Genomic DNA, 24,379 nt, shown 5'->3' on the forward strand with positions numbered 1-24,379 from the left:
GGCAATCTACCACACTTGGGGGCTAATTCCTCAAGTAAAGTGGTTTGCGGTAGTTAAATAGTCCTTCGTTGAGCATATCGTCGACACCCAATGGCCCTGAGCCGCCTAAACCTTTGATGACAAAGTTGAGATAAAAGCCGCTTTCAAACTCTTCACGAGTATCAATACCTGGGTTTAAATCATCGTCATAATTGGTTTTGATGCGGTAGTGATAACTAAAGCGTACTGCCCAGCAGCAAGATTCATATTGAATACCGGCATAGTTTTCGATATTTCGGCGCTCATTGATGTCATAGTACCAGTTACCAACAAAGTACAAATCGTCTGAAATTGGCCAGGTTGTACGTAAACCAGCTTGAGAAATGTTGACCTTATCGTTGGTGTTATTATTGACCAGATCTGGAATGTAGCGGTAACTGAATTGCAGTAGTTTACCGCTGCCTGGGCGGTAATCTAGCGTTGCTTGACTCTTTTTGTTTTCGCCATGCTCAGTATCATGCTGCACCGACGCACTCACAAACCAGTCGTCATATACGCGGGTATCTAACTCAGCTGCCAATACAGAAGTTGATTGTTCTTGAGTTGTCACCGATTGCGCTTTGAGGACTTTTGATTCCTGGAAATACAAGATTTGACCAACGCTGAACTTCATTTGTTCTCGGTTGTTGTCGTTGTAGAGGCGCGTAGTGAAACCAAGCGTCATTTGGTTAGCATCGGCAACACGGTCGAGACCTGAGAAACGGCGGTCTCTAAATAGGCCGAAATAGTCCTCTTGTAACTGAGCACTATCATAGATACCAATGCCAGATTGATCTTCATAGCCGACAAATAGGTACTGAAATTGCGGCTCAAAGGTTTGGCGCATTGGCGTCGACAAAAACTGAGTTTGTCGTTCAAAATTAATTTGACCGTTAATTTGCAGCTGCGGGATTGTACGATTGACGGTTTTATCAAGCTCTGGTTGCAAACTTGATTCATCTTGCCAGTAATTGGTTTGCAGTAGCTTTATCTCACTGGTTAACGAGCCAAATGGTGCATGAATAGGCAGGGCAATACTAGGCTCCATATGCACGCGAGTCGCACTGCCATAAAGTGCGTCTTGATGACGGAAGTTAGTCACTTCCGTGCCAAAGGTGAAGTCTAAGTTTTGCCAGAAGTCTTTGTTGTAATAGTTAAAGTTTAGCTGTGGCATTACTTGATAAGGTTTTTCTTCTTCGCCAAGCACCTTAATGTCCTGCACTCGGACACTAAAGTCCCAATCTTGGTCGAAGTAGCTAGCTTCACCAATGCGCGATAATTGATTGTCCGTCGCGCGCGCAACTTGTGAGTTCAAATCATTGAAGTAGTTGTTGTCTGACACATCGGTGTAGTTGGCTTGAACGCGCCAATTGTCATTAATTTTGCCACTGTGATTCCAGTGATAAAGATAGCGATCTGGGCTGTTGGCAAGCTTTCTGTCGTCTGCTAGATACTCTACATTAAATTGTCCCGACTGCTCAGGCGAGTTCATGTAGCGAAACTCTGTTTTGAGGAATAAGCCACGGGCTGACATATAATCAGGGGTAAAGGTTAAATCGTACTCAGGTGCAATATTCCAGTAGTACGGCGTGCTTATCTGAACACCATTAGTGGTACTGGTGCTAAATTCTGGAAATAAAAAGCCCGATTTACGTTTGTCTGAAATCGGTACTGTCATGTAGGGGATATACATAATTGGGATATCTGCTACACGTAATTTTGCATCCCACACTTCACCCCATTCTTCTTCACTGTCGATGCGAATTTTTCGCGCCTCGAGCAGCCAAGACTGAGACTCTGGTGGGCATGTTGTGAAGTTGGTGCCAGACAACACTAGGTTGTTATCTTTAGTGATCTCTAACTCTTCGGCGTCACCATTGACTTGTTGACCATGTAGCCAGTACTTAGCACCTGAAAGGGTGGCACTATTTGATGCCATTTGCGCGACTAACGAATCAGCAGTGACGGTAAACATGTCGTCTTTAAACACTAGATTGCCAGATGCGTTTAGTTGTTGCTTTGGTTGGTTAACCGAGGCGTTGTCGGCAGAAATATGACGACTGCCCTGACTGAAACTCACATCCCCAGTAAAGTGTGCAGTGTTATCCATCTCGGCATAAGACGAGTCAGAAATAATTACAATATCATCAGCTTGGATACCTGCTACAGCATCGCGGTCGTTGGCTGTTGGAGATACAGGTGGGATGATGGCACAGTGTCCTAATGCCTCACTCGCCATTACTTGTTGGGAGTTAATCAACCCATTGGCGAGTAGGCAATATGCCATAAAATAACGAATCTGCATTGTTATCAATTAGTTATGATTTCTTATTTTGGAAATATGTTGGGGAGAAAAGGATACCCAGCTCAATGAATCTATCCATAATTTAGCTGATTCCACTAATTTTGCTGGTTATAATAAAACAATTTTCCAGCAAGAGCTAATGAGATGAGCCAATCAGATCAAAGATTTGTTGCCCTTCAGGCGTGGTTAACGCCGTTATTTGAACAACCATTTGCAATTCGGCTTATCAGCGGAGATGCCAGCTTCAGAAGATATTTTCGTGTCACGCTCACAGCACAGCAAAATCAAATATCTCAGGCATCCCCTCATCATGTTGAGCAAGCTAGGTTAAATGCGACTAGTTATATTGTCGCTGACTCGCCTGTTGAACTTGTGCCTATCGAGCCATTTATTGCGATGGCAGAGGCTTATAAGCAGGCCGGGTTATTGGTCCCAGAGGTTATTGCCAGTGATGCACCGCAAGGGTTTGTGTTACAAACCGACTTGGGTGACGAACAACTACTGAGCCATTTAACGCCGCAAACCGTGACTCAATATTACCAACAAGCACTCGCGTTGTTGCCGTCTATCGCTGGCGTTACCCAAACAGCCCAAGGTGAGCTCGCTCAATTTGATGAAGCATTCTTACGCCGCGAGTTGGGTATTTTTACCGAGTGGTTACTTGAGTGTCATCTCAATTACCAACCAAGTGACCAGGAGTCGACACTGATTGAAAACACCAACAAGGTGTTAATAGCAAGCGCCCTTGAGCAGCCGCAAGTTGGCATGCATCGAGACTTTCATAGCCGCAACTTATTACTGACTGAACAAGAAAGTAGTGACAGCAAACTTGCGGTAATTGACTTTCAAGATGCGGTGATCGGTCCTGTGACTTATGACGCAGTGTCATTGCTGCGCGACTGCTATATTCGTTGGCCAGATGAATTAGTTAACCCTTTGATGCAAAGCCATTTTGACGCCATGCAGGCCGCAGGCGTTATTGAAAAGCAGACGACGTTTAGTCGCTATCAGCGCTGGTTTGATTTAATGGGACTTCAGCGCCACATTAAGGCGGCAGGTATTTTTACCAGGTTAAAACATCGTGATGGTAAAACTGGCTATATCAAAGATATTCCGCTCACGTTGCAATATATTGTTGATATCAGCGCGCGTTATGTCGAGTTAGCAGAGTTTGGACAGTGGGTTGCTGACAACATTTTGCCTCGCTTTGCTTGTGCTAAAGAGCAAGTATGCTTGGAAAACAGCAAATCTATTGCAGATGAGGCATCAGTATGATCAAGGTGATGATTTTAGCTGCAGGACGAGGTGAGCGTTTAAGGCCGTTAACAGATAGCTGCCCAAAACCTTTAGTCGAGGTAAACGGCAAACCCTTGATTGAATATCATCTTGAAAAGCTGGCCAAAGCGGGTGTCGCCGAAGTGGTCATTAACTGCGCCTGGCAAGGTCATATGCTGCCTGAAACCTTGGGGGATGGCAGTCGCTGGGGGTTGTCGATTCAATACAGTCATGAGTCACAAGCTCTTGAAACCGCAGGTGGAATAAAACAAGCTTTGCCTTTGTTAGGTGCTGAGCCATTTTTGGTGATAAATGGAGATATCTATATTGATGACTTGCCAGATTTTGATCGTGCGCTGACGATGCTTAATCAGCAAGGTAAGCAAATGTTCTTGTGGCTAGTCACTAATCCTGAGCATCATCCTAGTGGTGATTTTTCGGTTAACGAAGGAGCATTGAGCTACCAGGCTGACAACAAGTTTACCTTTTCTGGTATGGGTATCTATCATCCGTGTGCTTTTGATTCTCTTGAAGCAGGTAAAGCACCCCTTGGGCCGCTGATGCGAGTCGCGATGGATCAGAAACAGGTTATTGGACAGCTACATAGCGGTTACTGGTGCGATGTTGGTACTACTGCACGTCTAGCGGAAGTAGCAGCGCACATTCAAATGCTAAAAAATGAAAGTTAGCTCCACATACACACTTAGATTATATAAATACAACTCGACTACATAGACAGAGCTAGGGTTTTTAATGCAGATTTGGGGTAAGGTTTTTGGTGCGCTCATTGGCTTTATGTTTGGCCGATTTCTTGGCGCGCTTGTTGGTGCTTATCTTGGGCATCAATATGATAAAAGTCGTTTTATCAAGCAATATGCTTCAAGGGTGCAGCATATTCAAAGTCAATTCTCACGGACAACGTTTGCGCTGCTTGGACGAATAGCCAAAGCCAATGGTCGAGTGACAGAATCAGACATCATGGTCGCGACCATGTTGATGGATCAACTTAAGCTGCATGGCCAAGCACGAAGTGATGCCCAGCAAGCTTTCAGAGATGGCAAACGCGCCGACTTTGATGTTAAGGCGCAGCTGCGAGAGTTTCATCGTGCCACTCAAGGTGTTAACGACCTTAGAAAAATGTTTCTTGAAATTCAGGTGCAGATGGCTCTGCATGATGGTGAACTGCACGCGAGTGAACTTGCTATTTTACGCTTGATCGCAGATGAGCTTGGGCTCGCTCGTCAACTTGATGCCACTATTGCCAGTATGCAAGCCGAGCATAAGTACCATCAGGCTAATCGTAGCCAAAGTAACAAGATGGCGACTGCTGATGCTTATTCGATTCTCGGTGTTAAGCAAAGCGACAGTGACCAAACCATAAAACGTGCCTACAGGCGTTTGATGAATGAGCACCATCCAGATAAGTTGGTTGCCAAAGGCTTACCAGAAGAAATGATGAAACTTGCTAAAGACAAGGCGCAAGATATTCAGTCTGCCTACGATAGCGTCAAAGCCGATCGGGGTATGCGTTAGGTGATACGATTAAGTGACTTATGAGCTGTTCGCATTGTAAAAATTTCTCAGGGTTTTATTTATATAAGGATGATTTATGAAGTCTTTTTCTAAGCTGTTGATAGCCGCATTAATTATGTCTCCAGGCGTTAGCTACGCGGATATTTTTGTTGCTCCTTTTGGCGGCTATAGCTTTGGCACCAGTGACCTCGATGTTGTTGATAACGATGGCAATGTTACTTCGACGTTAAAATTAAAAGAGTCGAACAATTATGGCGTAATGCTAGGTACCACAACCAACCATCCTGGCAACATGTATTTCTTATACAGTAGGCAAAATAGTGAAATAGCGACTTTCTCGCAAACCCCGTCACCAGTTAATAAAGTTGACGTTAGCTATTACCACCTAGGTGGCACCTTATTCTTAGGTCGTGATGCATTTAAACCTTACGTCACTGCCAGCGCAGGTGCTACTCAGCTCTCTCCTGATCAGGGGTTTTCAAATGAGACGCGCTTTTCGATGGCGATTGGCGGTGGCTTAACTTATGACTTAACTGATAACTTCTCGGTTTTTGCTGAAGTTAAAGGGTTTGCCACCCTGTTCAATTCTAGCTCAACCTTGTTTTGTGATAGCACACGTTGTGCGTGGAATATCAAGGGTAATGTGATGTGGCAAAGTCAGGCGAATGCAGGCGTGTCATTTAGGTTTTAAATCGTAGTCAATGACCTGCAAAAGTAGTCATATTTGAGCAATCTGTCAGGTGAGAAAACTGTTAATGCGCCATCTAAACAAGTAGGTAAGTAAAAAGACATGTCAAAAGCTAAGCCAAAATTAGTGGTACTCGATGGCCACACCCTAAATCCGGGTGATTTAGATTGGCAGGTATTGTCAGAGTGTGCTGAAGTTGAGGTTTATGAACATACGGCGGCTGGTGACTTATTAGCGCGCGCTCAAGGGGCACAGCTGTTACTAACCAATAAGACTGTGATTGATAGACAATGTATAGCCCAGTTACCTCAGCTTAAATACATTGGTGTGCTAGCCACTGGCACTAATGTGGTTGATAGCAAGGCTGCGAAACAGCAAGGCATAGTGGTCACCAATGTACCCGCTTATGGCCCAGATGCTGTGGCGCAAATGGTGTTTGCGCATATTTTACAGCATTGCCAACAGGTCAGTCTGCACGACAACGCCGTCAAACAAGGTGTCTGGAGCCGCGGGCGCGATTTTTGTTTTACTTTAGCGCCGCTTACCTCGCTTAAAGATAAAGTCTTAGGGCTAGTCGGCTACGGAGATATTGGTCAGCAGGTTGCAAATATCGCGCTTGCTTTCGGTATGCGCGTGATAATTAGCACGCCCACGCCTAAAACAGATCTACCACAAGGCATTAGTTGGAGTGAGTTAGACTCAGTGCTTACCCAAGCTGACATATTATCACTGCATTGCCCGTTAACGGATGACACTAAGCAGCTTATTAATCCAACCAGCTTAGATAAGTTAAAGCCGGGCTGCTTGCTGATTAATACCGCCAGAGGCGATTTAATTGATGAGGCTGCATTAGCCCATTGGCTAAACAGCGGCAAAGGTTTTGCCGGATTAGACGTGTTATCAACTGAGCCGCCAAGTGCAGATAATCCGCTTTTGTCGGCTAGTAATGTGACAATAACACCTCATATTGCCTGGGCAACATTTGAGGCGCGCAGAAACTTGCTGTCGATAGCCGTTGATAATGTACACGGATTTCTTGATGGTAAGTCCATAAATTGTGTGTAACTGGGTTTGCTAAAGGTAAGATCGTAATACAAGCGCAACAAGGGTTTAATGAAATAGGGAGATAAATGTGGCGATATGGAAGTCACTTTATGATGTGTTTGATAAAGAGCGCAGTCGTGTGGAAAAGCAGCGCGGTCAGCTCAGGGCACTGCAATTTGAGTTAGAGGCTAATATTCGCTTTGTTGCAAGCAGTGGTCAGCAAGAATCACAGCTGTTGCTGATTGCGGACAAATTAGAATCACAGACGTTCGATACTATTTTATCTCAGGGTTTTAGCTTTAATAATGAGATGTTGAAAGCTCAGCAAATTGCCGGCTATGCTGAGTTTAACCGCTATGTGGGACGAGACAGTTATCAGTTAGTATGTGATGCGTACCAGCGCATTAAGCTTATCAAAAAGTCGCCAACAGGTATCACTGGGCTGAAACTCAAGTCGCTGCTGAGATTTTTGCTTTTAGTGCATTTTCATCTAAATGGTAAAGGCTTACCGTCAAAATAGCCTAGCTGGCTATCTCTCAATGCAGTTTACTAACATGTATTTCAAGCTCGATACCAATAGTGAAATTAATAAAAAACCAGTGATTGCTCACTGGTTTTTTTATTATTCATCAACGTTCGTCGTTGATGATTAGAAAATCACTTTTACTTGAGCCGCGCTGTGTTTGGCTTTTTCAATCGCAGCGTCAATTGAGTTATCACGAGCAAGGGCGACACCTAAGCGGCGGCGGCCATCAATGTCTGGCTTTCCAAAAATACGTAGCTGAGTCAGCGGCGCTTCAAGTGCTTGAGCTAGGCCTTCATAACGAATATCAGTCGAGGTGCCCTCTGCAAGGACTACTGCACTGGCACTAGCGCCAAATTGGGTAATAGGTGTGATTGGCAGCCCTAAAATAGCACGTGCATGTAGGGCAAACTCAGATACATCCTGGCTGATCAGGGTGACTAAACCTGTATCGTGTGGGCGAGGTGATACTTCAGAGAAGTAAACTTCATCACCTTGAATGAATAATTCAACGCCAAACAGACCATAGCCACCAAGTGCCTCAACCACTTTTTTACTCATAGCTTGTGCTTTTTCTAGCACGTGAGCTGGCATAGCTTGTGGTTGCCAAGACTCACGGTAGTCACCATCTTCTTGGCGATGACCAATTGGTGCGCAATAGTGAATACCGTTGACTGCACTTACCGTTAGCAAGGTGATTTCGTAGTCGAACTTAACAAACCCTTCAACAATCACTCGGCCTTTACCTGCACGGCCGCCTTCTTGGGCATAATTCCAGGCGCTATCAATATCAGCTGTGGCTTTTACCACGCTTTGGCCTTTACCTGATGAGCTCATTACCGGCTTCACCACACAAGGCATACCAATTTTTGCCACGGCTTCATCAAACTCAGCTTTAGTATCACAGAAGAAATAAGGCGAGGTTGGTACACCTAATGTTTCCGCAGCTAGGCGGCGAATACCTTCACGGTCCATGGTGAGCTGGGTGGCTTTTGCCGTCGGTACGACGTGCAGGCCTTGGGCTTCTAACTCAACCAATGCTTGGGTGGCGATAGCTTCGATTTCAGGGATAATTAAATCCGGCTTTTCTTGCTCTATGATGGCTTTTAGTGCATCAGCGTCAAGCATGTTTATCGTGTGAAAACGATGTGCAACCTGCATCGCAGGAGCATTTGGGTAGCGGTCAACACCAATCACTTCAACGCCATAGCGTTGCAGTTCAATGGCAACTTCTTTACCGAGTTCGCCACAACCTAGAAGCATGGCTTTTTTCGTGCTTTTTGAATGAGGTGTACCAAAAGTTGTGATGGTTTTGACTGTCATATTTGGCCTATTTGCTATTGATTATGTCGGGTAGGGAACGGTTGCTATTTTACCTGTGCAGAGACGATATAGATGGCAAATTGCATAAGAAGTGTGGTTAAGATCACTACTAAGTTAGGGAAAACTTAATTTCAAATTTTATACAATCCACAAATTACTGCTATCGCTCATCTAGGTTTGGTGTAATACTAACCAACTGTTATCAATATGTTTGCTAATTTGAACTCGGGATTAGAAAGTGCCAATGACTCTCTCGTCCAGAGTTATACCTAGCATTAAGTTTCTAGCGAGATAGTTTTGTTTAGTTCAAGGCGAAGCTACGCGTCAATAGTTAGTCTATTGCAATTAGCTTCAACACAGAAATAGACAAAAATAGCCGTTAGAAACCAATTTATTATCCCGAGTTCAGGTTACTTAACAAGGAGTCGTTCATGTTCTTAGACTATTTCGCCTTGGCGTTATTGTTCTTTGTCGCATTGGTGATTTTCTACGGCATTATTGCCATTCACGATATCCCCTACGAGATTGCTAAACATCGTAATCATCCGCAGCAAGATGCCATTCATATTGCTGGCTGGGTAAGCCTTTTTACTTTGCATGCCATTTGGCCGTTTTTATGGATATGGGCAACTTTATATCGCGAAGACAGAGGTTGGGGTTTCTCTCAGCTTGAACAAAAAGAGCAGCAGCTGGAGCAAAAAGAAGAGCAACTTGAGCTGCAGGTGAAACAGCTTACACAGCAGCTCAGCGAGTTAACCAATAAGGTAGCTAAGTTAGAAGCTGTTAAGTCAGAGGTTGCTGTCGCCGAAGACACGCCGCAATCAAACCAAGATAACAAGGAGGGATAATCATGGATTTACTGCTTATTCTTACCTATACCGCATTTTGTGTCGCCATTTTTAAGATTTTCAAAATCCCGTTAACAAAGTGGACGGTACCTACGGCCATTTTAGGTGGTATTGCGCTTATCGGCACCTTGTTGCTGTTGATGAATTATAACCATCCTTATACCAAATTTAGCCGCGAGTACTTTGCATCTGTGCCTATCACTCCTGCAGTACGTGGCATTGTCACAGAAGTCAGTGTTAAGCCAAATGAGCCGGTTAAAAAGGGGGATGTGCTTTTTAAAATTGACCCCGTGCCTTTTGAAGCTGCAGTTAAACAAAAACTGGCAGCATTAAAAGAAGCTGAGCAGCAAGTACCACAGCTACAAGCCGCTGTTGAGATTGCCACAGCAGCTGTTGCCCAGGCGCAAGCTGACAAAGACCGAACTGAATCCGCTTATAAGCGTTATGAAGAAGGGCGCAAAAAGGGCGGCCGTAATTCACCCTTTACTGAGCTTGAATTAGATAACAAACGCCAGCTATTTTATGCATCAGCAGCGCGCTTAGAGGCCGCAAAAGCTGACGAGTTAAGATCACGTCTGGCGTTTGAGTCAAATATTGATGGTGTAAATACTAAGGTTGCGGGCCTGCAAGCTCAGCTTGACCAAGCCAGGTACGACTTGGAACGAACTGTTGTGCGAGCACCTGCAGATGGTGTGGTTACGCAATTAGCGCTGCGTGAAGGTGCGATGGCAGTTCCGCTACCGCTTAGACCTGCAATGAGCTTTATTCCTGATGAAGACCGTTACTTTGCAGGAGCGTTTTGGCAAAACTCACTGTTAAGGTTAAAGGTCGGTGATGAAGCCGAAGTGATTTTAGATGCCGTGCCGGGCAAGGTGTTTAAAGGTAAGGTGTCTGCAGTATTACCGGCGATGGCAGAGGGTGAAATTCAGTTTGGCGGCACGCTGCAATCATCTAGCAGGTTGTTCCAACGCGGCCGTGCATTAGTGTTGATTGATATTGATCATGAGCAACATGAAACTTTGCGTAATTTACCTGCAGGTGTTGCAGGGCAGGCAGCGGTTTACACCGAGCACTTTAGTCACGTATCGATTATTCGACGCGTGCTACTGAGAATGCAAAGCTGGTTAAATTACCTGTTCGGAGAAGGGCACTAGCCGCTTACTGAGCGCGTTAATGTTGTAACTGAGTAGGTTACAATTGAGTAAGAAATAATACAGCCCGCGTCAGCGGGCTGTTTTGTTATTGAATTTTAACAAGAACTATCTTTGAGCACCATTCGTCACGAGCTATTCGCAAAGAGCTATTTGCAAAGTTCTATTCTCGAAGAGCCATCTGCTATTAATTGCTTACCTTTTGCGGTGGGAACACACTTAAGATATTCGCGACAGTCGCATTGGTGCTTTCAAGTTTCGCTTCGCCACCTTTATCGAAATCAAATTTGTCACTGCCACGCCAAATTAGGCGGTTGGTTTTACTGTCGACAACATCAATTTGAATACTTTGCTCAGTTACCATTTCTTCGCCAACTGGAATTGACGTGCCTATGCCAATAGAACCATGGCGACCACTGGTTCCTGTGCCTAAGCCAATCGACATACCAGAGCTTTTGGGTTTTTCCTGAGTGATAAAGCGATAGCTAACCAAAAAGTCACTATCACCTTGTTTTAGTTTAAAACCCTGCGCCTGCAGCTGAGTATCAATTGCCTGTTTAATACGCTCGGCACTAATGGTATCGGTTGCCTCTTCAAGCACAAGATGGCTGTAACTTTTTAGCTGATTAAAATCGTAGTTAGTGTCGTAGTCTGATTGCGGAGTCGATTTACAACCGGCAAGCAGCAGTAGAGAAGTGGCAATAAAGCCAAAGCTAAGTTTTTGTACCCAGCAGGATGTATTAGATAAGGCCATGGTGAGCTCCAGAGAAATGAAAACGTCAAAAAACTAAAAATTAACTATGCTTTGAGTCTACGGTGCCCATAGGCAGTTGTCGACTTTTACACAAGACAAAGCCACTAGTTGTTGATTAAATTATATTTAATTCTAAGTGGTCTAGGCTTTTAATTTGTACTAGCTCGCGTTAGTTTAGGAAATCATGGAACAGTTAAGTTTTTTCAGTGTACCTAGCCCTTGTGTCGGGATCTGTCAGACAGATGCTCGGGGCTATTGCATGGGTTGTTTTCGCAGCCGTGATGAAAGGTTTAACTGGATGAATTTGTCTGAAGTGCAAAAGCAAGATGTGGTGCGCTTGTGTCGCGCCCGCAAACGCCGTCGGCAATATGCACTGTATAAAGCAAAGCAACAGCAATTACATCAACAGCAAGCTCAGGTTAATCCTCAGTTTGATTTTGACGATGACGATGCTTTGCCTGCAATTGATGAGTCACAATCTAAAGATTAGCTTGCCTGACCATCGCCTGATTCTTTTGTCCTCAAGGAGTCTTTTGGCCATAACAAGCTAAACGTAGTTTGGTTTGGGTTGCTACTTACGGTGATCCGGCCGCGGTGACGGTTCATCACTCGACTAATAATGGCCAATCCTAACCCGTGTCCTTTGTTTGCATGATGTTGTAATTTAGAGCGGAAAAACGGCTTAAAAATATGCGGTTGATCCTCCAATGGGATCTCTGGCCCGTCGTTGGTGACAGACAGTCTTATATGTTCACCTAAGATGTTTAAAGTGACGATGATGGTACTGTCGCCATATCGCTGTGCATTGGTGATAAGGTTCTGGATAGCTCTTTCAATCAATGCAACTTCACCTTTTACATACACTTCTTCAAAGTTACATTCCCAATTAATTGTAGTGGGACTGAGTGGCTGCAAGCGTTTAATCAGCTGTTGACTGGTATTTACCAGCTCACAGTTCTCAAACTCTGGCTCGACGTATTGGGTTTCTAGGCTGGCGTATGTAAGTAGCTCTTGCAGTAGGGTTTCCATTTCCTCAATGTCAGCCTGCATTGCATTAAGAAAATCGTCACGTTTACTCACTTGCGTATTGGGCTCAAAGTACTGCGGCAGTAATGCTAGCGCAAACTTCAGCCGCCCGAGTGGCGTGCGAATTTCATGGGAGATGGCGTTAGTGAGATGCTTCTGGTTATCAATCAACTCTGAGATATGGTTGGCCATATCATTGAACGTGCTCGCTAACGGCGATACTTGAGAGCTTTTTGCCAGCTTAATGCGGGTGTCCCAATTAGCTTTACCGAAGGCGGCGGTAGCCTGGCGCAGATTTTTTAAATCTCGCGATAACGGCCATACCCAAACCAGTGAGACTAGTGCAAGAGATAAGTAGAAAAACAGTGTGAATAAGCCGCGTAGTTCTTCTCTTGGGTCAACATCAATCGGGCCAGCAACCAAAACTTGATCACCAACAGCAATAAAAAACAGCTCGTGTTTGTTTTCGGTAATCGTTGAAAGGACTTCATTGGGGGCGAGCTCGATGTCACCAGCAAGGGCAATTTGGTCGCGCTCATGCAGTGCCAATGGAATAGGGTGGTTTGCCTGAATATTTCTTAAATGATGAAGGCGGTCTTGCTTAGGTATCTCACCTAACAATAAGGCAAAAGCAATCAGTGGCGAATTGAATTCGCCACTGTCATCAACATTGCGTTGCCAAAGGGTGTCTAAACTCCAGCCGATACCTAAGAAGCTTAGGCTTAACAGCAGGTATAAGCTGATAAATAAACGTTTCAAGCGTGTGCGGGTTAGTTATTCCAGGCTTCTGGCGCGAATAAGTAACCTTGTCCCCATACGGTTTTGATCCTAAATGGCGTTTCGATGCTATCACCTAGCTTTTTGCGTAGGCGTGAGATACGAACGTCGATCTTACGATCTTTGCCATCAAAATCAATGTTAAGTAAGTACTGATAAATATACTGACGACTAAGCACTTGTCCAGCTTGAGATGCAAGTAACCAGAGTAATTCAAACTCATGACTTGTTAAGTCAATTTCAGTATTACCTAAGCGAATAGCTTGAGTGTGTGGGTCAATGTTGAGTTTACCAAAGCTTAAGCAGTGCGACTCTGCTTTAGCTGGTTGTGCTTGACGGCGAAGTAAGTTGTTGATGCGAGCAACTAGCAGCGCCGGATCAACAGGTTTGACGATGTAATCATCTGCACCCAATTCAAGACCTTTAATTTGATCTTCATTTGATCCTAATGCACTCATTAGCAGCACTGGGCCAGCAAAATAGTCAGGCAGCTTCTCACATAAACTTAAGCCATCTAGGCCTGGAAGCATGATATCTAGCAGGATAATGTCGGGCTTATAACTGATTAGTCGGGTCAATACAGTGTCGCCACGACGCTCTACTTCTACGTGCATATCGTGAGATTTCAAATAGTCCACGATTAAGTTTGCCAGTCGAATGTCATCTTCAACCAATAGCACTCGATGAGTCGATTGAACTGTAGCCATTAAAAAAAGCTCCAAGGGTTGCGATAGCGACGTCTCACTTTGGTGCTAGACGCCGTGGTGACTTTAACTTTTACCCCTGCAAGGGTGTTGTTATTATTTTTTTGCACCAAGACAAACTGAATGTCTTTATCGGATTTAATTTTTAGACTAAGAGACTGGGTGTTAGGATCCTCAGAACACCAACGCGGCATATCTGGATAATCTGAGATTATGCAGACCAGCTCATCGCTGTCCATCTCCCAATTTAGGGTAATGTCTGTTTCACAAAGTTGGCTTTGTGTATCAGTCAGACACATGTGCGGTGTAGCCGTAAGCTCCACTTGCGCTGAAAGTGTATCAGCTTTAGGGGACGCAATACCCAAAAAGAGTAAGGAAATGATAGCTAGCTGAAAAATGCAGCGTATTGGTTGACGTAATTGCATCAGAATCTATAAGCCATTCCAACAAAATAAGTTGAAGAGTAATCATCTGATAACAAAGGGCTATCGCTGATAGCTTTTGCAAACTTCGTGTAACGTAGAGCTAGCAAGGCATCCCAGTGGGTAGCTATTAAATAGCGGGCAGTTAGTTCAGCGCCAAAATTCCATGCAGACGATGCACGATATTGCTGATGCCAAAAGGTATTTTCTGTCACGCGAATGCCGTAATAGTAATCAACTAGATCTTCACTTTTCCAGGTTGCCGATACGCCAGTATCGAACACCCAATTATCCACAGCAATAGAATAGTTCCATTTAAAATCGGCTTGGGCGCCGTTGTGGACATTGAACATATCATGACCAATAGCCGCTTTGAGTACACCGAAGCGGCTAAAATAAAAGCCTTCGATGGTAGCAAGCATAGTAAAGTTACGGTCACCCAACTCATCAAAATCAATGGTTTTATCAACCATTTCAGCTTGCTGTGCGGAGCTCGCGCTTACACTGCTGCGCTGGTAGCCATTAGCTAACATAAAAATGTTTGATGGATCCCACTTATTAAAAAAGCCGCTATCGTCACTGTAAGTTGTCGCAAGATTGATAGTAAATCGCTCAGACTCGATCAAACTATAACCAAGGTTGCCGTTGTCAAAAAACCAGTTGTCACCGTAATAGGCGATCGAAGGTACAACGTAAACGGGGATGTTTTCGTAGTCTGAAAGTGGATTTGAACGCGAGCCTAAGCCGATGGCAAGGGCTAAGTCCCAGCGGTCGATGTCGATACAGTTTTGACTTTGTTTGCAAGACTCCTCAGCAAAAACCTGAGTATGCACAGCTAAAAAGACAATCAAAAACTGCAGAATTGTTTTATGCATATGATATTAGGTAATAATTACAAACAATGGGTAATCTTAACATCAGCGATTTATTAAGTAATCAGAAAAGGTGTTGGTGTTACAAACTGATGCAGAGAATGTGATAACTGTTAATTGAAACACGGTTTTAATGCGTCAAGAATACCGAAAACATGATTACAACATGCCGTCGAAATCGCTGCCTTTGTTAAACATTGTTATCAGTTTATTCTATAACAAGGGTATCTTAAGGAATTACGCCTTAATTGCACGCCAAAACAGTTGAAAACTGGCATTACGATGATTTGGATCAATACCCAACTGAGGATTATCGGTAAAGAAGCGAATCGCAGCCAAATATTGACCATGACAATTCTCTAACATCAGCTCAATGGGGTATTGGCATAGCTCACCCTGCTGCTGACCTTGCTTGAGCATATCGACTAAAAAGCCAAGAATGTCGTGCATTGCCATATTGCGGGTATTACTAGGTATCTCGCTTGAGAGCGAAAAATGTAAGAAAAATGCTTGTTGCAGTGGATTTGCTAGCGCCCAGTCGATAGCTTGTTGCCATAGGGCATTAGCATCATGCTCAAAGTCGCCATTTAGGGCGGCTTTGCTGGTAATTTCGCTGGCAAAGCGGGTTTTTATGGTAACAAACAGTTCGGTGAGTATCGCGTCTTTAGTGGCGAAATGATGAAATAAGGTGCCGGTTGCGACACCTGCATGTTTGGCAATTGATGCGGTTGAAGTGCCATGAAAGCCATTTTCAACAAACAGTGTCAGCGCCGCATCGAGTACTGCTTGACGTTTATCTAGTTTGTTTCGTTTTTGCTTGTTTGTTTTGCTCTGAGCAATGGCTTGATTCATGACAACTCCAACTCATCCTATCTATTTTGTTCTTAAACCCTTAGCTAGGGCCTGTTGACCTTTCAAGATTATTTTTGCAGCAGCTTGTTGGAAATTTATACAAGGCAACGACTTTGATGTGTGGTTGTTCCACATGATAAGTCGTTAACGCAGTAGAAATGACAACAAGCGCAGCCTGAAAGGTTCGTTTAAAAGCACCTACGCCCTTAGCAAAGAGCTAGTTTGTTGTGATCGAATTTGTGTAGGTGATTAGACGTCACCGCTCACGCCTCGATTAAAGTGCTTTTAATTCGAACAAATTCTAATCAGCAAAGATTAACAGGCCCTAGTGCTTTTCCAACATACGCCTAGCGTAGGAAGAAAGAGGTTAAAGCACGCTGAATGCCATTACCATAAGGAGGGTGAACTAATTTACCAGAATTAAGCTTACCGCTTTTTAAGATTGTTTTGGCATGGCTAAAGGTTAAAAAACCTTCTTTACCATGGTAATGCCCCATACCTGAAGGACCTATGCCACCAAACGGTGCATCGTCGGCTGCAACGTGGAAAACTGTTTCGTTAATCCCCATACCGCCAGCGTGAGTCTGCTTGATTACGTGTTGTTGTGTCGCAGTGTCAAAACTCATTAAATACAGTGCCAATGGACGGTCGTGTGACTTGATGTAATCAATTGCTTGATCAAGCGAGTCGTAGCCCATGATTGGCAAGATTGGGCCAAAGATCTCACTTTGCATCACGGCCATATCGTCATTGACGTTAGTTACTAATTGCGTTGCCATTTTACGCGTTGAGGTCATAGGCTGTGCATTGGCGGCGGTTATCTGCGCGCCTTTTGCTTTTGCATCTTCAAGTAAGCCCTGCAAGCGTTGGTGTTGACGGTCGTTAATCACGTTGCCGTAATCATCATTGGTGTCAAACTCAGGGTACATATTTTGGAATCTGGCTTGATATGCGGATATAAACTCATCTACTTTGTGTTGCGGGCAAAATACATAGTCGGGGGATACACAGATTTGTCCGGCGTTGAGGCATTTACCATAGATAAGACGCTCAACTGCGGTGTCGATATCCATATCTGGGGCGATAACTGCTGGAGATTTGCCGCCAAGCTCTAGGGTGACTGGTGTGAGATTATCTGCTGCGGCGCGCATAACATGCTTACCTACAGCTGTAGAGCCAGTAAACATTAAATGGTCAAATGCTAGTGATGAAAACTCTGCTGCCACATCTGCTTCGCCTTCAATCACCGCAACTTCATCTTCACTAAATACTTCGGCAAGCATAGTCCGCACAACCTGATTGGTTGCTGGAGTAAACTCTGACATTTTCAACATAGCACGGTTACCAGCAGCAATCGCTGTAAGTAGTGGGCTAATCGCCAGTTGTACTGGGAAGTTCCACGGCACAATAATGCCAATTACGCCTTTAGGTTGATACTCAACGGCAACTTTTGATGGGGATAACAATAATCCTGCATGGCGCTTACTTGGCTTCATCCAGGATTTGAGCTTTTTACAGGTGTAATTGATGTTATTCACACAAGGCATGATGTCAGCGATGGTGGTGTCACTGTCAGGTCTATGACCGTAATCTTGCTTTAATGCGGCTATGGCAGACTCATGGTGCTTGAGTAAAGCTTGCTTGAGAGCTTGTAGCTTATCGATACGTTGCTGGTAACTAGGGTAAGGCGTTGACGAGAATGCCTGTTTCTGGTTGGCAAGTATGCCGGAAAGCGACTGAGTTTTGGAGTGATCAATAGCCATGTTCATAGTAAGACCCTGTTTCTGCTAGGTATCCGCATTGGTGGATACAAGAGTTATGTGCACCATTGATTACAATAGTCGGCGCGATGACAGTCTTAGGTTTATGCTCTGTTGCAAGCTTTGCTTTTAAGCAGGTAGCTACAAGCTATTAATGCGTAAAAACATAAAACCGACTGATTAGTCGGTTTAGTTTGTGTGTTTTTTTTGAACATGTCAACCTGCTTTGAGCTAGATCACAGTGGAATGCTGAAATGCCTACTACACTGATGATAGACAAGCGGTTGAACTTAAGGAGGGTGTATGCGTACTAAGACAATTTTATGGCCTACTGACTTCTCAGAGACGGCTTCACATGCGCTGCGTTATGCAATTGAAATGGCTAACCTTTATCAAGTTGGGATCCGTATTTTGCATGTGGTTGACCAGCCATTAGGTGATGAGAACTACATGATTTTGGCGATTACGCCAGAAGAGCTCGCAGCCAGTATGGAGAAGGCTGCAGCCGAAAAAATGCATGCTTTACTTGCGGAGCTAAACACAGATCTTAAGGTGGAAACTTTGATCCGTCGCGGCGATGCAACTGAGGAAATTGTGGCTGAGGCTAATGGTGGCGATATTGGTATGGTGGTGATAGCCAGCCATGGGCGTAGCGGCTTAGCGCATTTTCTGCATGACAATGTCGCGGAAGCTGTGGCAAACCAAGCAAAATGCCCGGTACTGGTCGTTAAGTAAACCACAATCCTGCAGCTTTGTTGAAAAGCAGGCCCTAGTAACCGTTAAACAAAGAGCAGCCAATTGGCTGCTCTTATTATTCGTGCCCAGACTGTTAGGCGATAGAGACTAGGTGTTAAAAGCTAGGCGCTAAAAGCTCGAACCAGGCTGAGTTAAAAAGCTCACCTCAGCAGCTGAAGATTCACGGCCAAGGATTTGATTGCGGTGCGGGTAACGGCCAAATTCATCAATAATCACTTTATGCTTCAATTCAAAATCAAGATTGCCCTTAGCGTATTTCTCGAACAATGGCACGGCTTGCTCATGGATAAGTGCAGACTCGCTGTGCATATAAGGCATGATTAAAAAAGGGGCTTGCTCACTGCTTAGTGCCATTAAGTCGTCTTGCGCTATTGCATATTGCGCCAGAGTTAGTGCCATTGGGTCGTTGGCGAATGCTTTAGGTGTGTCTCGATAAGCGTTGCGCGAGAACTGATCTAGCACAATCACTTCAGCTAAGCGGCCAATAACAGACTCTCGCCAGTGGGCCAATTCCCCTGCTTCAGCTTGCGCTAACAGTGATCCAAATTGCCTAATGATGGCTTTATCGAATTCATCATCTTTTTGCCACCATTGCGCAGGGGTGATTTGCTTGAACCAAAAATCAATAATGTGTTGGGCAGTCATTGAGTTATTCATTTTACAGTTGTCTCTTTCTTGTTTTGGTTACTTTCGCTGAACAGGGTTGGCAGTATTAGCCTTATACTTACCCTAAATCTCGTACAAGCTGACCAGGTTAAATCCAGTTATTGTGATCATTTACGGTTTTGCTTAGCGATCGCGTGACGATTGTTTGGGCAACGCTCTCTGGTACATATGGCAAGGTTAGCGTGCCACTAGCGAGACCAAGTTCGATGTAAGCCAAACCTGCGCGTTTTTGAGTGCGAGTTTGGGTCACTTTGACACTCTGAATCTTATTATACGGAATGCGTTTCCAGTTTTGGCCGATTAAACCTGTGTGCTGCCAGACAACATTGTCATTAATCCAGTATCCCCATTGGCGGTATCGCAGGTAAAGCAAACCAATTACAACTATTGTGGCGCCCCAAAACCAGTTGAATATAGGTGGACCATCGGGAATAAATAAATGAAACATTGAAAAGATGGTGGCAGGGATTATGGCTAGTTGAACACGGCGATAAAACCAGGTGATATGAATGCCAATAAACCGCTCGGGAATAGTAATTTTTTGATCTTTAACTTCAGGTAGGTTGGCGATAAGCGGAGCAATCTCGCTATTACTCACACATGGCACTAGCATATTTTGCTTGGTTCTCTCCTCTATCTCTTGACCTGCAACCTGTTTAAAAAACAAGGTCCAGCGACCAATCACCCTAGCAAGCGCTGGTTGTTCAAATTGAATAACCTGAATTCGGTGAGTTTTTAGCGCATCTTGCTGGTGAGAAATAACGCCACCACTGCGTTGCAATGTTCTGTTTAGCAGCTTTAGCTGATAAGGATGGTATTTTAGTACCGCAGCAATCACCGAAATTAACGAAATCACCGCGTAAAACATAAATAACAGACCAAAGAAGGTTAGCAGCTGCAAGCCCACATTATGCGAGGTATGTAAAGCAAACCAGGAAAATACCTCACCCACTAGCGGGTTCTTAGCGACTTCTTCCCATTGAATTTGCCCAGCGATAGGGCCTGCTACAATTGCAAACCAGATGAAGTTGTTCTGGTATAAGCCATAAGTTACAAGTTGCTTTAAACTGCGGGTCGCAATGAGCTTACCATCTTGCAAGTCGCGCGCTTGATCGTCAGCACTGTTGTCTTGTGTGCCTACTTGATGGGTGTCGTTTGTTATTGATGGCTTTTTCAGTAGCCGCGCTTTTAAACTTTGCGCTAACTTGCGATCAAGTGCAGCTAGTGTTGCTTCATCTTTTTTCGACCCAGCCGTCTCCACCACTAAGGTAGCGAGATCCATTGGCCTAAAGTAAAAAGGCTGCTCAAAGCGCACGTTCTGGATTTTATTAAGTGGTATTTCGTTTTTCTTAGTAAACAATAAGCCTTTTTTAACTTCTAATTGATTGCCTTGAATGCGATAACGAAATTTGCGCCATTCAATGAGCGCAGACAGGGTAATTAACAGCGTTAGTACACTAATTACCGCGATTGACCATTGTAAACTAAAGCCCTTTTGCCAACCGGTATAAACAATAGGAATGATGGCGTAACCATTAGATAGCAAGACTTTAAGTGTGGAAACCACATTGCTAATAATTGACCATGCTGACAGTGCTTGCCACTGAGTGCTCTTTTCTGGTGGCTGCTGATAGGCGTCGTTTTTGTCGGTTAAAGGCTCTTGAGTAGAGTCGTTTTTGCTAGAAACCTGAGGGTTCATTTACCCTCCTTAGAAGTATCTGTACGTTTAGTCTCACTATGATCGATTTCAATAACTTGGAGGGGATCGAGATCGTCTTCAAGCAGGTTGTCTGTAGCTTTATCTGCCGTTGTGTTAGGTTCGCTGGTACAAATGCTCGCTGGTGATATATAAGCCTCTTCGGTTGCAGGCGCTTGAGCTGTAGCGCAGTGCAATATATGTTGGCGTAGATGCTCGGCCTCTTGTGCGTTTAGGCCTGGAAGGTCGATTTCTGCAGAGCCACTGCCGGCGCTAAAGCACTTTAGCGTAACTAGGTTAAACTTGCGCTCGATTGGTCCTTGGCTAATGTTTGCATGTTGTAAGCGCGTATAGGGAAGGGCTGTGGTACTTATCCAGAATAACCCTTCGCGCATAACGAACTCTTTGTTAAACACGCCATAGCAATAGGTTTTTGCTTGTTTATAAATGGCCGTTGTAACAAGCAGTGCCAGTATGAAAGCGCAGCTAGCGATAATCATTGCCATAATTAGTGGAGGTTGAGCCGCAACTAAAATTGCGCCAATGATAACTAACACTAGCAGCGCAATTGGTGCAGTGGTGAGTAGGACCGACTTGGCATATTGGCTGTCAACAGGTGTTAGTTGCAGCTCGGCTAATTGGCTCCATTCGCCGCTCGCTTGCAAATGTCCATGGTCATATATCTCAGCAGCGACAGGCTCAGACACGTGGTTAGCTTCAGCAATATCTATTTGCGCGGTGGTGTCATTATTTGACTCAGCTTGTGCTGACATGTTTGCCGATTCAGGTGCGTTAGGTATTTTGGTTTCCACGCTCAAGTCACTCCTTTGAAATAGTTGCTCATGCACAGTTAATTAGTGGCACTAAGACCTAATTAGGCATCACACAACAAAATTAACCCATGCTAATTTAAAACTATATAGCGCTTTGCCATTAGCAACTATAGACTGAAACATAAATTGACAATTTATGTCACGGGTAACTTAATTCCAAAGCAGTTCGCTTAGCGCAACTGCGGCTCGTACTGAACTTAAAAGCAGCGAATGACCTAAGTGAGTCTACATTGACCCAACATGAATCCCCGCCCTTAACCTTGATAAAACAGTTTCTGCCGCCAAAGTTGTGTCTGCAGCTGTGGCAAGAAAGTCAGGGTTACCCGTTAGAGAAAATCGTGATTCAGGTATTTGGCAAATATCACCCAATACCGCGCACTCAAGTTTGGTTTGCAGATAGCGGCTGTGATTACAAATACTCGGGCTCACTTATCCGCGCTTTGCCTTGGCCGCAAGAGTTAGCAAAAATTCGATTAATGCTTACACAGAAGCTCCCTGAGTATGCAACCCATATCAATGGGGTGTTGGTTAATCATTATGTTGATGGTCAAGACTGCATGGGGTGGCATAGTGATAATGAACCTGAAATAGTCAAAGATTCAGCCATTTTGTCATTAACTCTTGGCGCGGCGCGAGATTTTGTGGTGCGACACAAAGTGACTAAGCAGAAATTTAATTATCTGTTAGCTGAAGGAGACTTACTGATCATGCATGGCGGTATGCAGCAAGCTTGGGAGCATGCATTACCCAAGCGGGCACGGGTAAATTCGCCGCGGCTTAACTATACCTTTAGGCATATAAAGCCTGATTTTTATCAAAAATTTAACTAAGAAAAAGCGGCGCTTCCTCACACTTTTATCAGGTTAAATAAGGTTACAAGTTTGATCTTTAAAGTTGAAAGATTTACCCTGCCTGCTCTTGCAACGACGAATAAAAGAGTTAGTTATGTCGGTAGAGCAAAAAATTACTGATAAGTTAAACCAAGCGTTTTCTCCTACTCACCTTGAAGTGATCAACGAAAGCAATCGCCATCACGTTCCCCCTAATTCTGAGACCCACTTTAAAGTGGTGATTGTCAGTGAATCATTTGATGGTAAGCGTTTAATTGCACGTCATCGCGATGTAAACGGCACCTTGGCACATGAACTTGCTAATGGGGTACACGCTTTGTCCATCAACACATACACCAGTCAAGAATGGCAGCAGCTAGAAAGTGTGCCACGTACACCAAATTGCAAAGGCTAATTTAATTAGTAATTGTATCGCCTTTAGTTAACTAACCTCACATTATGTGAGGTTTTTTTATGCAAAATGATGACTAAAAATTGGTGTTTGGCGAAAATAGCGTTATGTTAATTTCATGTACCACTTCCAAGGATTATGGATGTCACGGTTACCGTTTATTGCATTAATGCTAGCGCTGGGTTTGTTAGCGTCTTGCAAGCCACAAAAAGCGCCTGTGTTAGTTGCAACCGAGACCAAAGAGCCTGCAATTGAATGGCGACTGGTTACTTCTTGGCCTAAAAATTTACCTGGTCTAGGTATGGCAGCTGAAAACTTTGCCACGCTGGTCAATCAAATGTCTAACGGCCGTTTAAACATTCAGGTATATGGCGCGGGTGAGGTGATGCCTGCACTCAAAGTGTTTGATGGTGTAAGCAACGGTGAGGTACAAATGGGGCACAGCGCCGCATATTATTGGAAAGAGAAGATCCCTGCCGCGCAGTTTTTCTCTTCAATCCCATTTGGTATGAACGCCGATCAAATGAATACCTGGCTGTTCTATGGTGGCGGTATGGAACTGTGGCGCGAGACTTATGAACCGTACGGTGTTATCCCTTTTGCCGGTGGTTTTACCGGTATGCAAATGGGGGGATGGTTCAATAAAGAGATTAATTCGATTGAAGATCTTCAGGGATTAAAGATGCGACTGCCGGGTCTTGGTGGTGAGGTGCTTCGCGCTGTTGGCGGTATTCCCTATGATAATTTGGCTGGTCGCGAACTGTTTTCAGCATTGCAAACAGGTGTGATTGATGCTGCTGAGTGGGTTGGGCCATATAATGATAAAAGGTTGGGTTTGTATAAGGTCGCTAAATATTATTATTACCCTGGTTGGCATGAGCCGAGCGGCGCAATGGAGTTTTTAGTAAATGAACAAGCTTTTAATGAGCTGCCTGAAGATTTGCAAGTTATAGTGACAATTGCCACAAGAGCGATTAATCAGGATATGTTAAACGATTATACCTATGGACACGTACAATCGATGCCTGAGCTTATCAACCGTTACAATGTTATTGTTAAACCTTTTCCGGTTGAGGTGATACGCGAGCTTAAACAAGCACGCAGTGGTGTTTTAGATAAGGTTGGACGCGGTGATGCGCCGTTTGCAAAAGTTCGCGAATCATACTTGCACCATGAAAAGCTATTTAAACAGTTTTATGATTACACTCATGGCGCTATGGTTGAGCTAGATGAATAGAATTTGTAATAGTCTAAGCAGACGTTAGTGTTATTATCTTACCTGCCTAAAAATTAAGGCAGCAAGCACCTAAA

General features: G+C 44.2%; 25 protein-coding genes. 13 read left to right on the top strand and 12 right to left on the bottom strand.

Annotated features, from left to right (window positions below; translation table 11 throughout):
* Positions 1–22: 22 nt before the first annotated feature.
* A complete protein-coding gene (lptD, locus tag G3R49_RS03525) occupies positions 23–2,323 on the bottom strand; it encodes an LPS assembly protein LptD (RefSeq protein WP_167868652.1) in 2,301 nt (766 codons plus the stop codon).
* Positions 2,324–2,467: 144 nt separating this feature from the next.
* On the opposite strand from lptD, the gene G3R49_RS03530 reads away from it, so the two are divergent.
* The 6 genes from G3R49_RS03530 (at position 2,468) to G3R49_RS03555 (ending at position 7,383) form a co-directional block, all read left to right on the top strand.
* On the top strand, positions 2,468–3,598 hold the full coding sequence (locus G3R49_RS03530) for an aminoglycoside phosphotransferase family protein (RefSeq protein ID WP_167868653.1): 1,131 nt from the start codon (positions 2,468–2,470) through the stop codon (positions 3,596–3,598).
* The gene (gene murU / locus G3R49_RS03535; protein WP_167868902.1) at positions 3,598–4,287 is read left to right on the top strand and encodes an N-acetylmuramate alpha-1-phosphate uridylyltransferase MurU; all 690 of its coding nucleotides are present in this window, start codon (positions 3,598–3,600) and stop codon (positions 4,285–4,287) included. Before G3R49_RS03530 ends, murU begins: the two co-directional genes overlap by 1 nt.
* Before the next feature lie 64 nt (positions 4,288–4,351).
* Positions 4,352–5,131 (top strand): co-chaperone DjlA, encoded by a 780-nt coding sequence (gene djlA, locus G3R49_RS03540; RefSeq protein ID WP_130598234.1) that lies wholly within the window; start codon positions 4,352–4,354, stop codon positions 5,129–5,131.
* 76 nt (positions 5,132–5,207) lie between these two features.
* On the top strand, positions 5,208–5,822 hold the full coding sequence (locus G3R49_RS03545; protein WP_167868654.1) for an outer membrane protein: 615 nt from the start codon (positions 5,208–5,210) through the stop codon (positions 5,820–5,822).
* Positions 5,823–5,921: 99 nt separating this feature from the next.
* Positions 5,922–6,884, top strand: a complete 963-nt coding sequence (locus G3R49_RS03550; protein WP_167868655.1) for a D-2-hydroxyacid dehydrogenase — start codon at positions 5,922–5,924, stop codon at positions 6,882–6,884.
* Positions 6,885–6,951: 67 nt separating this feature from the next.
* Positions 6,952–7,383 carry a hypothetical protein gene (locus G3R49_RS03555; RefSeq protein WP_167868656.1) on the top strand — a complete coding sequence of 144 codons (432 nt, stop codon included), beginning with the start codon at positions 6,952–6,954 and terminating at the stop codon, positions 7,381–7,383.
* Between the two features lie 129 nt (positions 7,384–7,512).
* Here the strand turns inward: G3R49_RS03555 and purT are convergent, their stop codons facing one another.
* Entirely contained in the window at positions 7,513–8,709 is a 1,197-nt protein-coding gene (gene purT / locus G3R49_RS03560) for a formate-dependent phosphoribosylglycinamide formyltransferase (RefSeq protein ID WP_167868657.1), read from the bottom strand.
* Positions 8,710–9,140: 431 nt separating this feature from the next.
* Here purT and G3R49_RS03565 point away from each other — a divergent pair, with 431 nt between their 5' ends.
* Positions 9,141–9,557, top strand: coding sequence for a DUF3302 domain-containing protein (locus tag G3R49_RS03565; RefSeq protein ID WP_130598230.1), 417 nt, complete (start codon positions 9,141–9,143; stop codon positions 9,555–9,557).
* A 2-nt stretch (positions 9,558–9,559) separates the two neighbouring features.
* Positions 9,560–10,711: an HlyD family secretion protein gene (locus G3R49_RS03570; RefSeq protein WP_130598229.1), complete on the top strand. Its 1,152-nt coding sequence runs from the start codon at positions 9,560–9,562 to the stop codon at positions 10,709–10,711.
* A gap of 184 nt (positions 10,712–10,895) precedes the next feature.
* On the opposite strand, the gene G3R49_RS03575 is transcribed toward G3R49_RS03570, so the two are convergent.
* A complete protein-coding gene (locus G3R49_RS03575; RefSeq protein WP_167868658.1) occupies positions 10,896–11,462 on the bottom strand; it encodes a DUF4136 domain-containing protein in 567 nt (188 codons plus the stop codon).
* Positions 11,463–11,646: 184 nt separating this feature from the next.
* On the opposite strand from G3R49_RS03575, the gene G3R49_RS03580 reads away from it, so the two are divergent.
* Entirely contained in the window at positions 11,647–11,952 is a 306-nt protein-coding gene (locus G3R49_RS03580) for a DUF1289 domain-containing protein (RefSeq protein ID WP_130598227.1), read from the top strand.
* Here the strand turns inward: G3R49_RS03580 and G3R49_RS03585 are convergent.
* The 6 genes from G3R49_RS03585 to G3R49_RS03610 all read right to left on the bottom strand — a co-directional run bounded on the left by G3R49_RS03585 (position 11,949) and on the right by G3R49_RS03610 (position 17,884).
* Positions 11,949–13,247 carry an ATP-binding protein gene (locus tag G3R49_RS03585; RefSeq protein WP_167868659.1) on the bottom strand — a complete coding sequence of 433 codons (1,299 nt, stop codon included), beginning with the start codon at positions 13,245–13,247 and terminating at the stop codon, positions 11,949–11,951. The genes G3R49_RS03580 and G3R49_RS03585 overlap by 4 nt on opposite strands.
* Positions 13,248–13,258: 11 nt before the next feature.
* Positions 13,259–13,972: a winged helix-turn-helix domain-containing protein gene (locus G3R49_RS03590; protein WP_130598225.1), complete on the bottom strand. Its 714-nt coding sequence runs from the start codon at positions 13,970–13,972 to the stop codon at positions 13,259–13,261.
* Positions 13,972–14,394 (bottom strand): DUF3019 domain-containing protein, encoded by a 423-nt coding sequence (locus G3R49_RS03595; RefSeq protein WP_130598224.1) that lies wholly within the window; start codon positions 14,392–14,394, stop codon positions 13,972–13,974. The genes G3R49_RS03590 and G3R49_RS03595 overlap by 1 nt, the downstream gene beginning before the upstream one ends.
* The gene (locus tag G3R49_RS03600; RefSeq protein ID WP_130598223.1) at positions 14,394–15,266 is read right to left on the bottom strand and encodes a MipA/OmpV family protein; all 873 of its coding nucleotides are present in this window, start codon (positions 15,264–15,266) and stop codon (positions 14,394–14,396) included. Before G3R49_RS03600 ends, G3R49_RS03595 begins: the two co-directional genes overlap by 1 nt.
* 234 nt (positions 15,267–15,500) lie before the next feature.
* On the bottom strand, positions 15,501–16,115 hold the full coding sequence (locus tag G3R49_RS03605) for a TetR/AcrR family transcriptional regulator (protein ID WP_130598222.1): 615 nt from the start codon (positions 16,113–16,115) through the stop codon (positions 15,501–15,503).
* A gap of 347 nt (positions 16,116–16,462) precedes the next feature.
* Complete coding sequence (locus G3R49_RS03610; RefSeq protein ID WP_167868660.1) at positions 16,463–17,884, bottom strand: coniferyl aldehyde dehydrogenase; 1,422 nt, start codon at positions 17,882–17,884, stop codon at positions 16,463–16,465.
* Between the two features lie 294 nt (positions 17,885–18,178).
* Between G3R49_RS03610 and G3R49_RS03615 the strand changes: the two genes are divergently transcribed.
* A complete protein-coding gene (locus G3R49_RS03615) occupies positions 18,179–18,610 on the top strand; it encodes a universal stress protein (RefSeq protein WP_167868661.1) in 432 nt (143 codons plus the stop codon).
* 129 nt (positions 18,611–18,739) lie between these two features.
* Here the strand turns inward: G3R49_RS03615 and G3R49_RS03620 are convergent, their stop codons facing one another.
* The 3 genes from G3R49_RS03620 to G3R49_RS03630 form a co-directional block, all read right to left on the bottom strand.
* A complete protein-coding gene (locus G3R49_RS03620; protein WP_167868662.1) occupies positions 18,740–19,288 on the bottom strand; it encodes a DUF924 family protein in 549 nt (182 codons plus the stop codon).
* Between the two features lie 97 nt (positions 19,289–19,385).
* Positions 19,386–20,996 carry a PH domain-containing protein gene (locus G3R49_RS03625; protein ID WP_167868663.1) on the bottom strand — a complete coding sequence of 537 codons (1,611 nt, stop codon included), beginning with the start codon at positions 20,994–20,996 and terminating at the stop codon, positions 19,386–19,388.
* Positions 20,993–21,805, bottom strand: coding sequence for a PH domain-containing protein (locus tag G3R49_RS03630; RefSeq protein ID WP_348633902.1), 813 nt, complete (start codon positions 21,803–21,805; stop codon positions 20,993–20,995). The genes G3R49_RS03625 and G3R49_RS03630 overlap by 4 nt, the downstream gene beginning before the upstream one ends.
* A 251-nt stretch (positions 21,806–22,056) precedes the next feature.
* Between G3R49_RS03630 and G3R49_RS03635 the strand changes: the two genes are divergently transcribed.
* From G3R49_RS03635 to G3R49_RS03645, 3 genes are all read left to right on the top strand, one after another.
* Entirely contained in the window at positions 22,057–22,656 is a 600-nt protein-coding gene (locus G3R49_RS03635; protein ID WP_167868664.1) for an alpha-ketoglutarate-dependent dioxygenase AlkB, read from the top strand.
* Between the two features lie 115 nt (positions 22,657–22,771).
* On the top strand, positions 22,772–23,071 hold the full coding sequence (locus G3R49_RS03640) for a BolA family transcriptional regulator (protein WP_130598216.1): 300 nt from the start codon (positions 22,772–22,774) through the stop codon (positions 23,069–23,071).
* 166 nt (positions 23,072–23,237) lie between these two features.
* A complete protein-coding gene (locus G3R49_RS03645; RefSeq protein ID WP_245335260.1) occupies positions 23,238–24,305 on the top strand; it encodes a TRAP transporter substrate-binding protein in 1,068 nt (355 codons plus the stop codon).
* Positions 24,306–24,379 lie beyond the last annotated feature (74 nt).

Origin of the sequence: Shewanella sp. WXL01 (genome assembly GCF_012263345.1) — a bacterium.
Classification (GTDB): Bacteria; Pseudomonadota; Gammaproteobacteria; order Enterobacterales; family Shewanellaceae; genus Shewanella; species Shewanella maritima.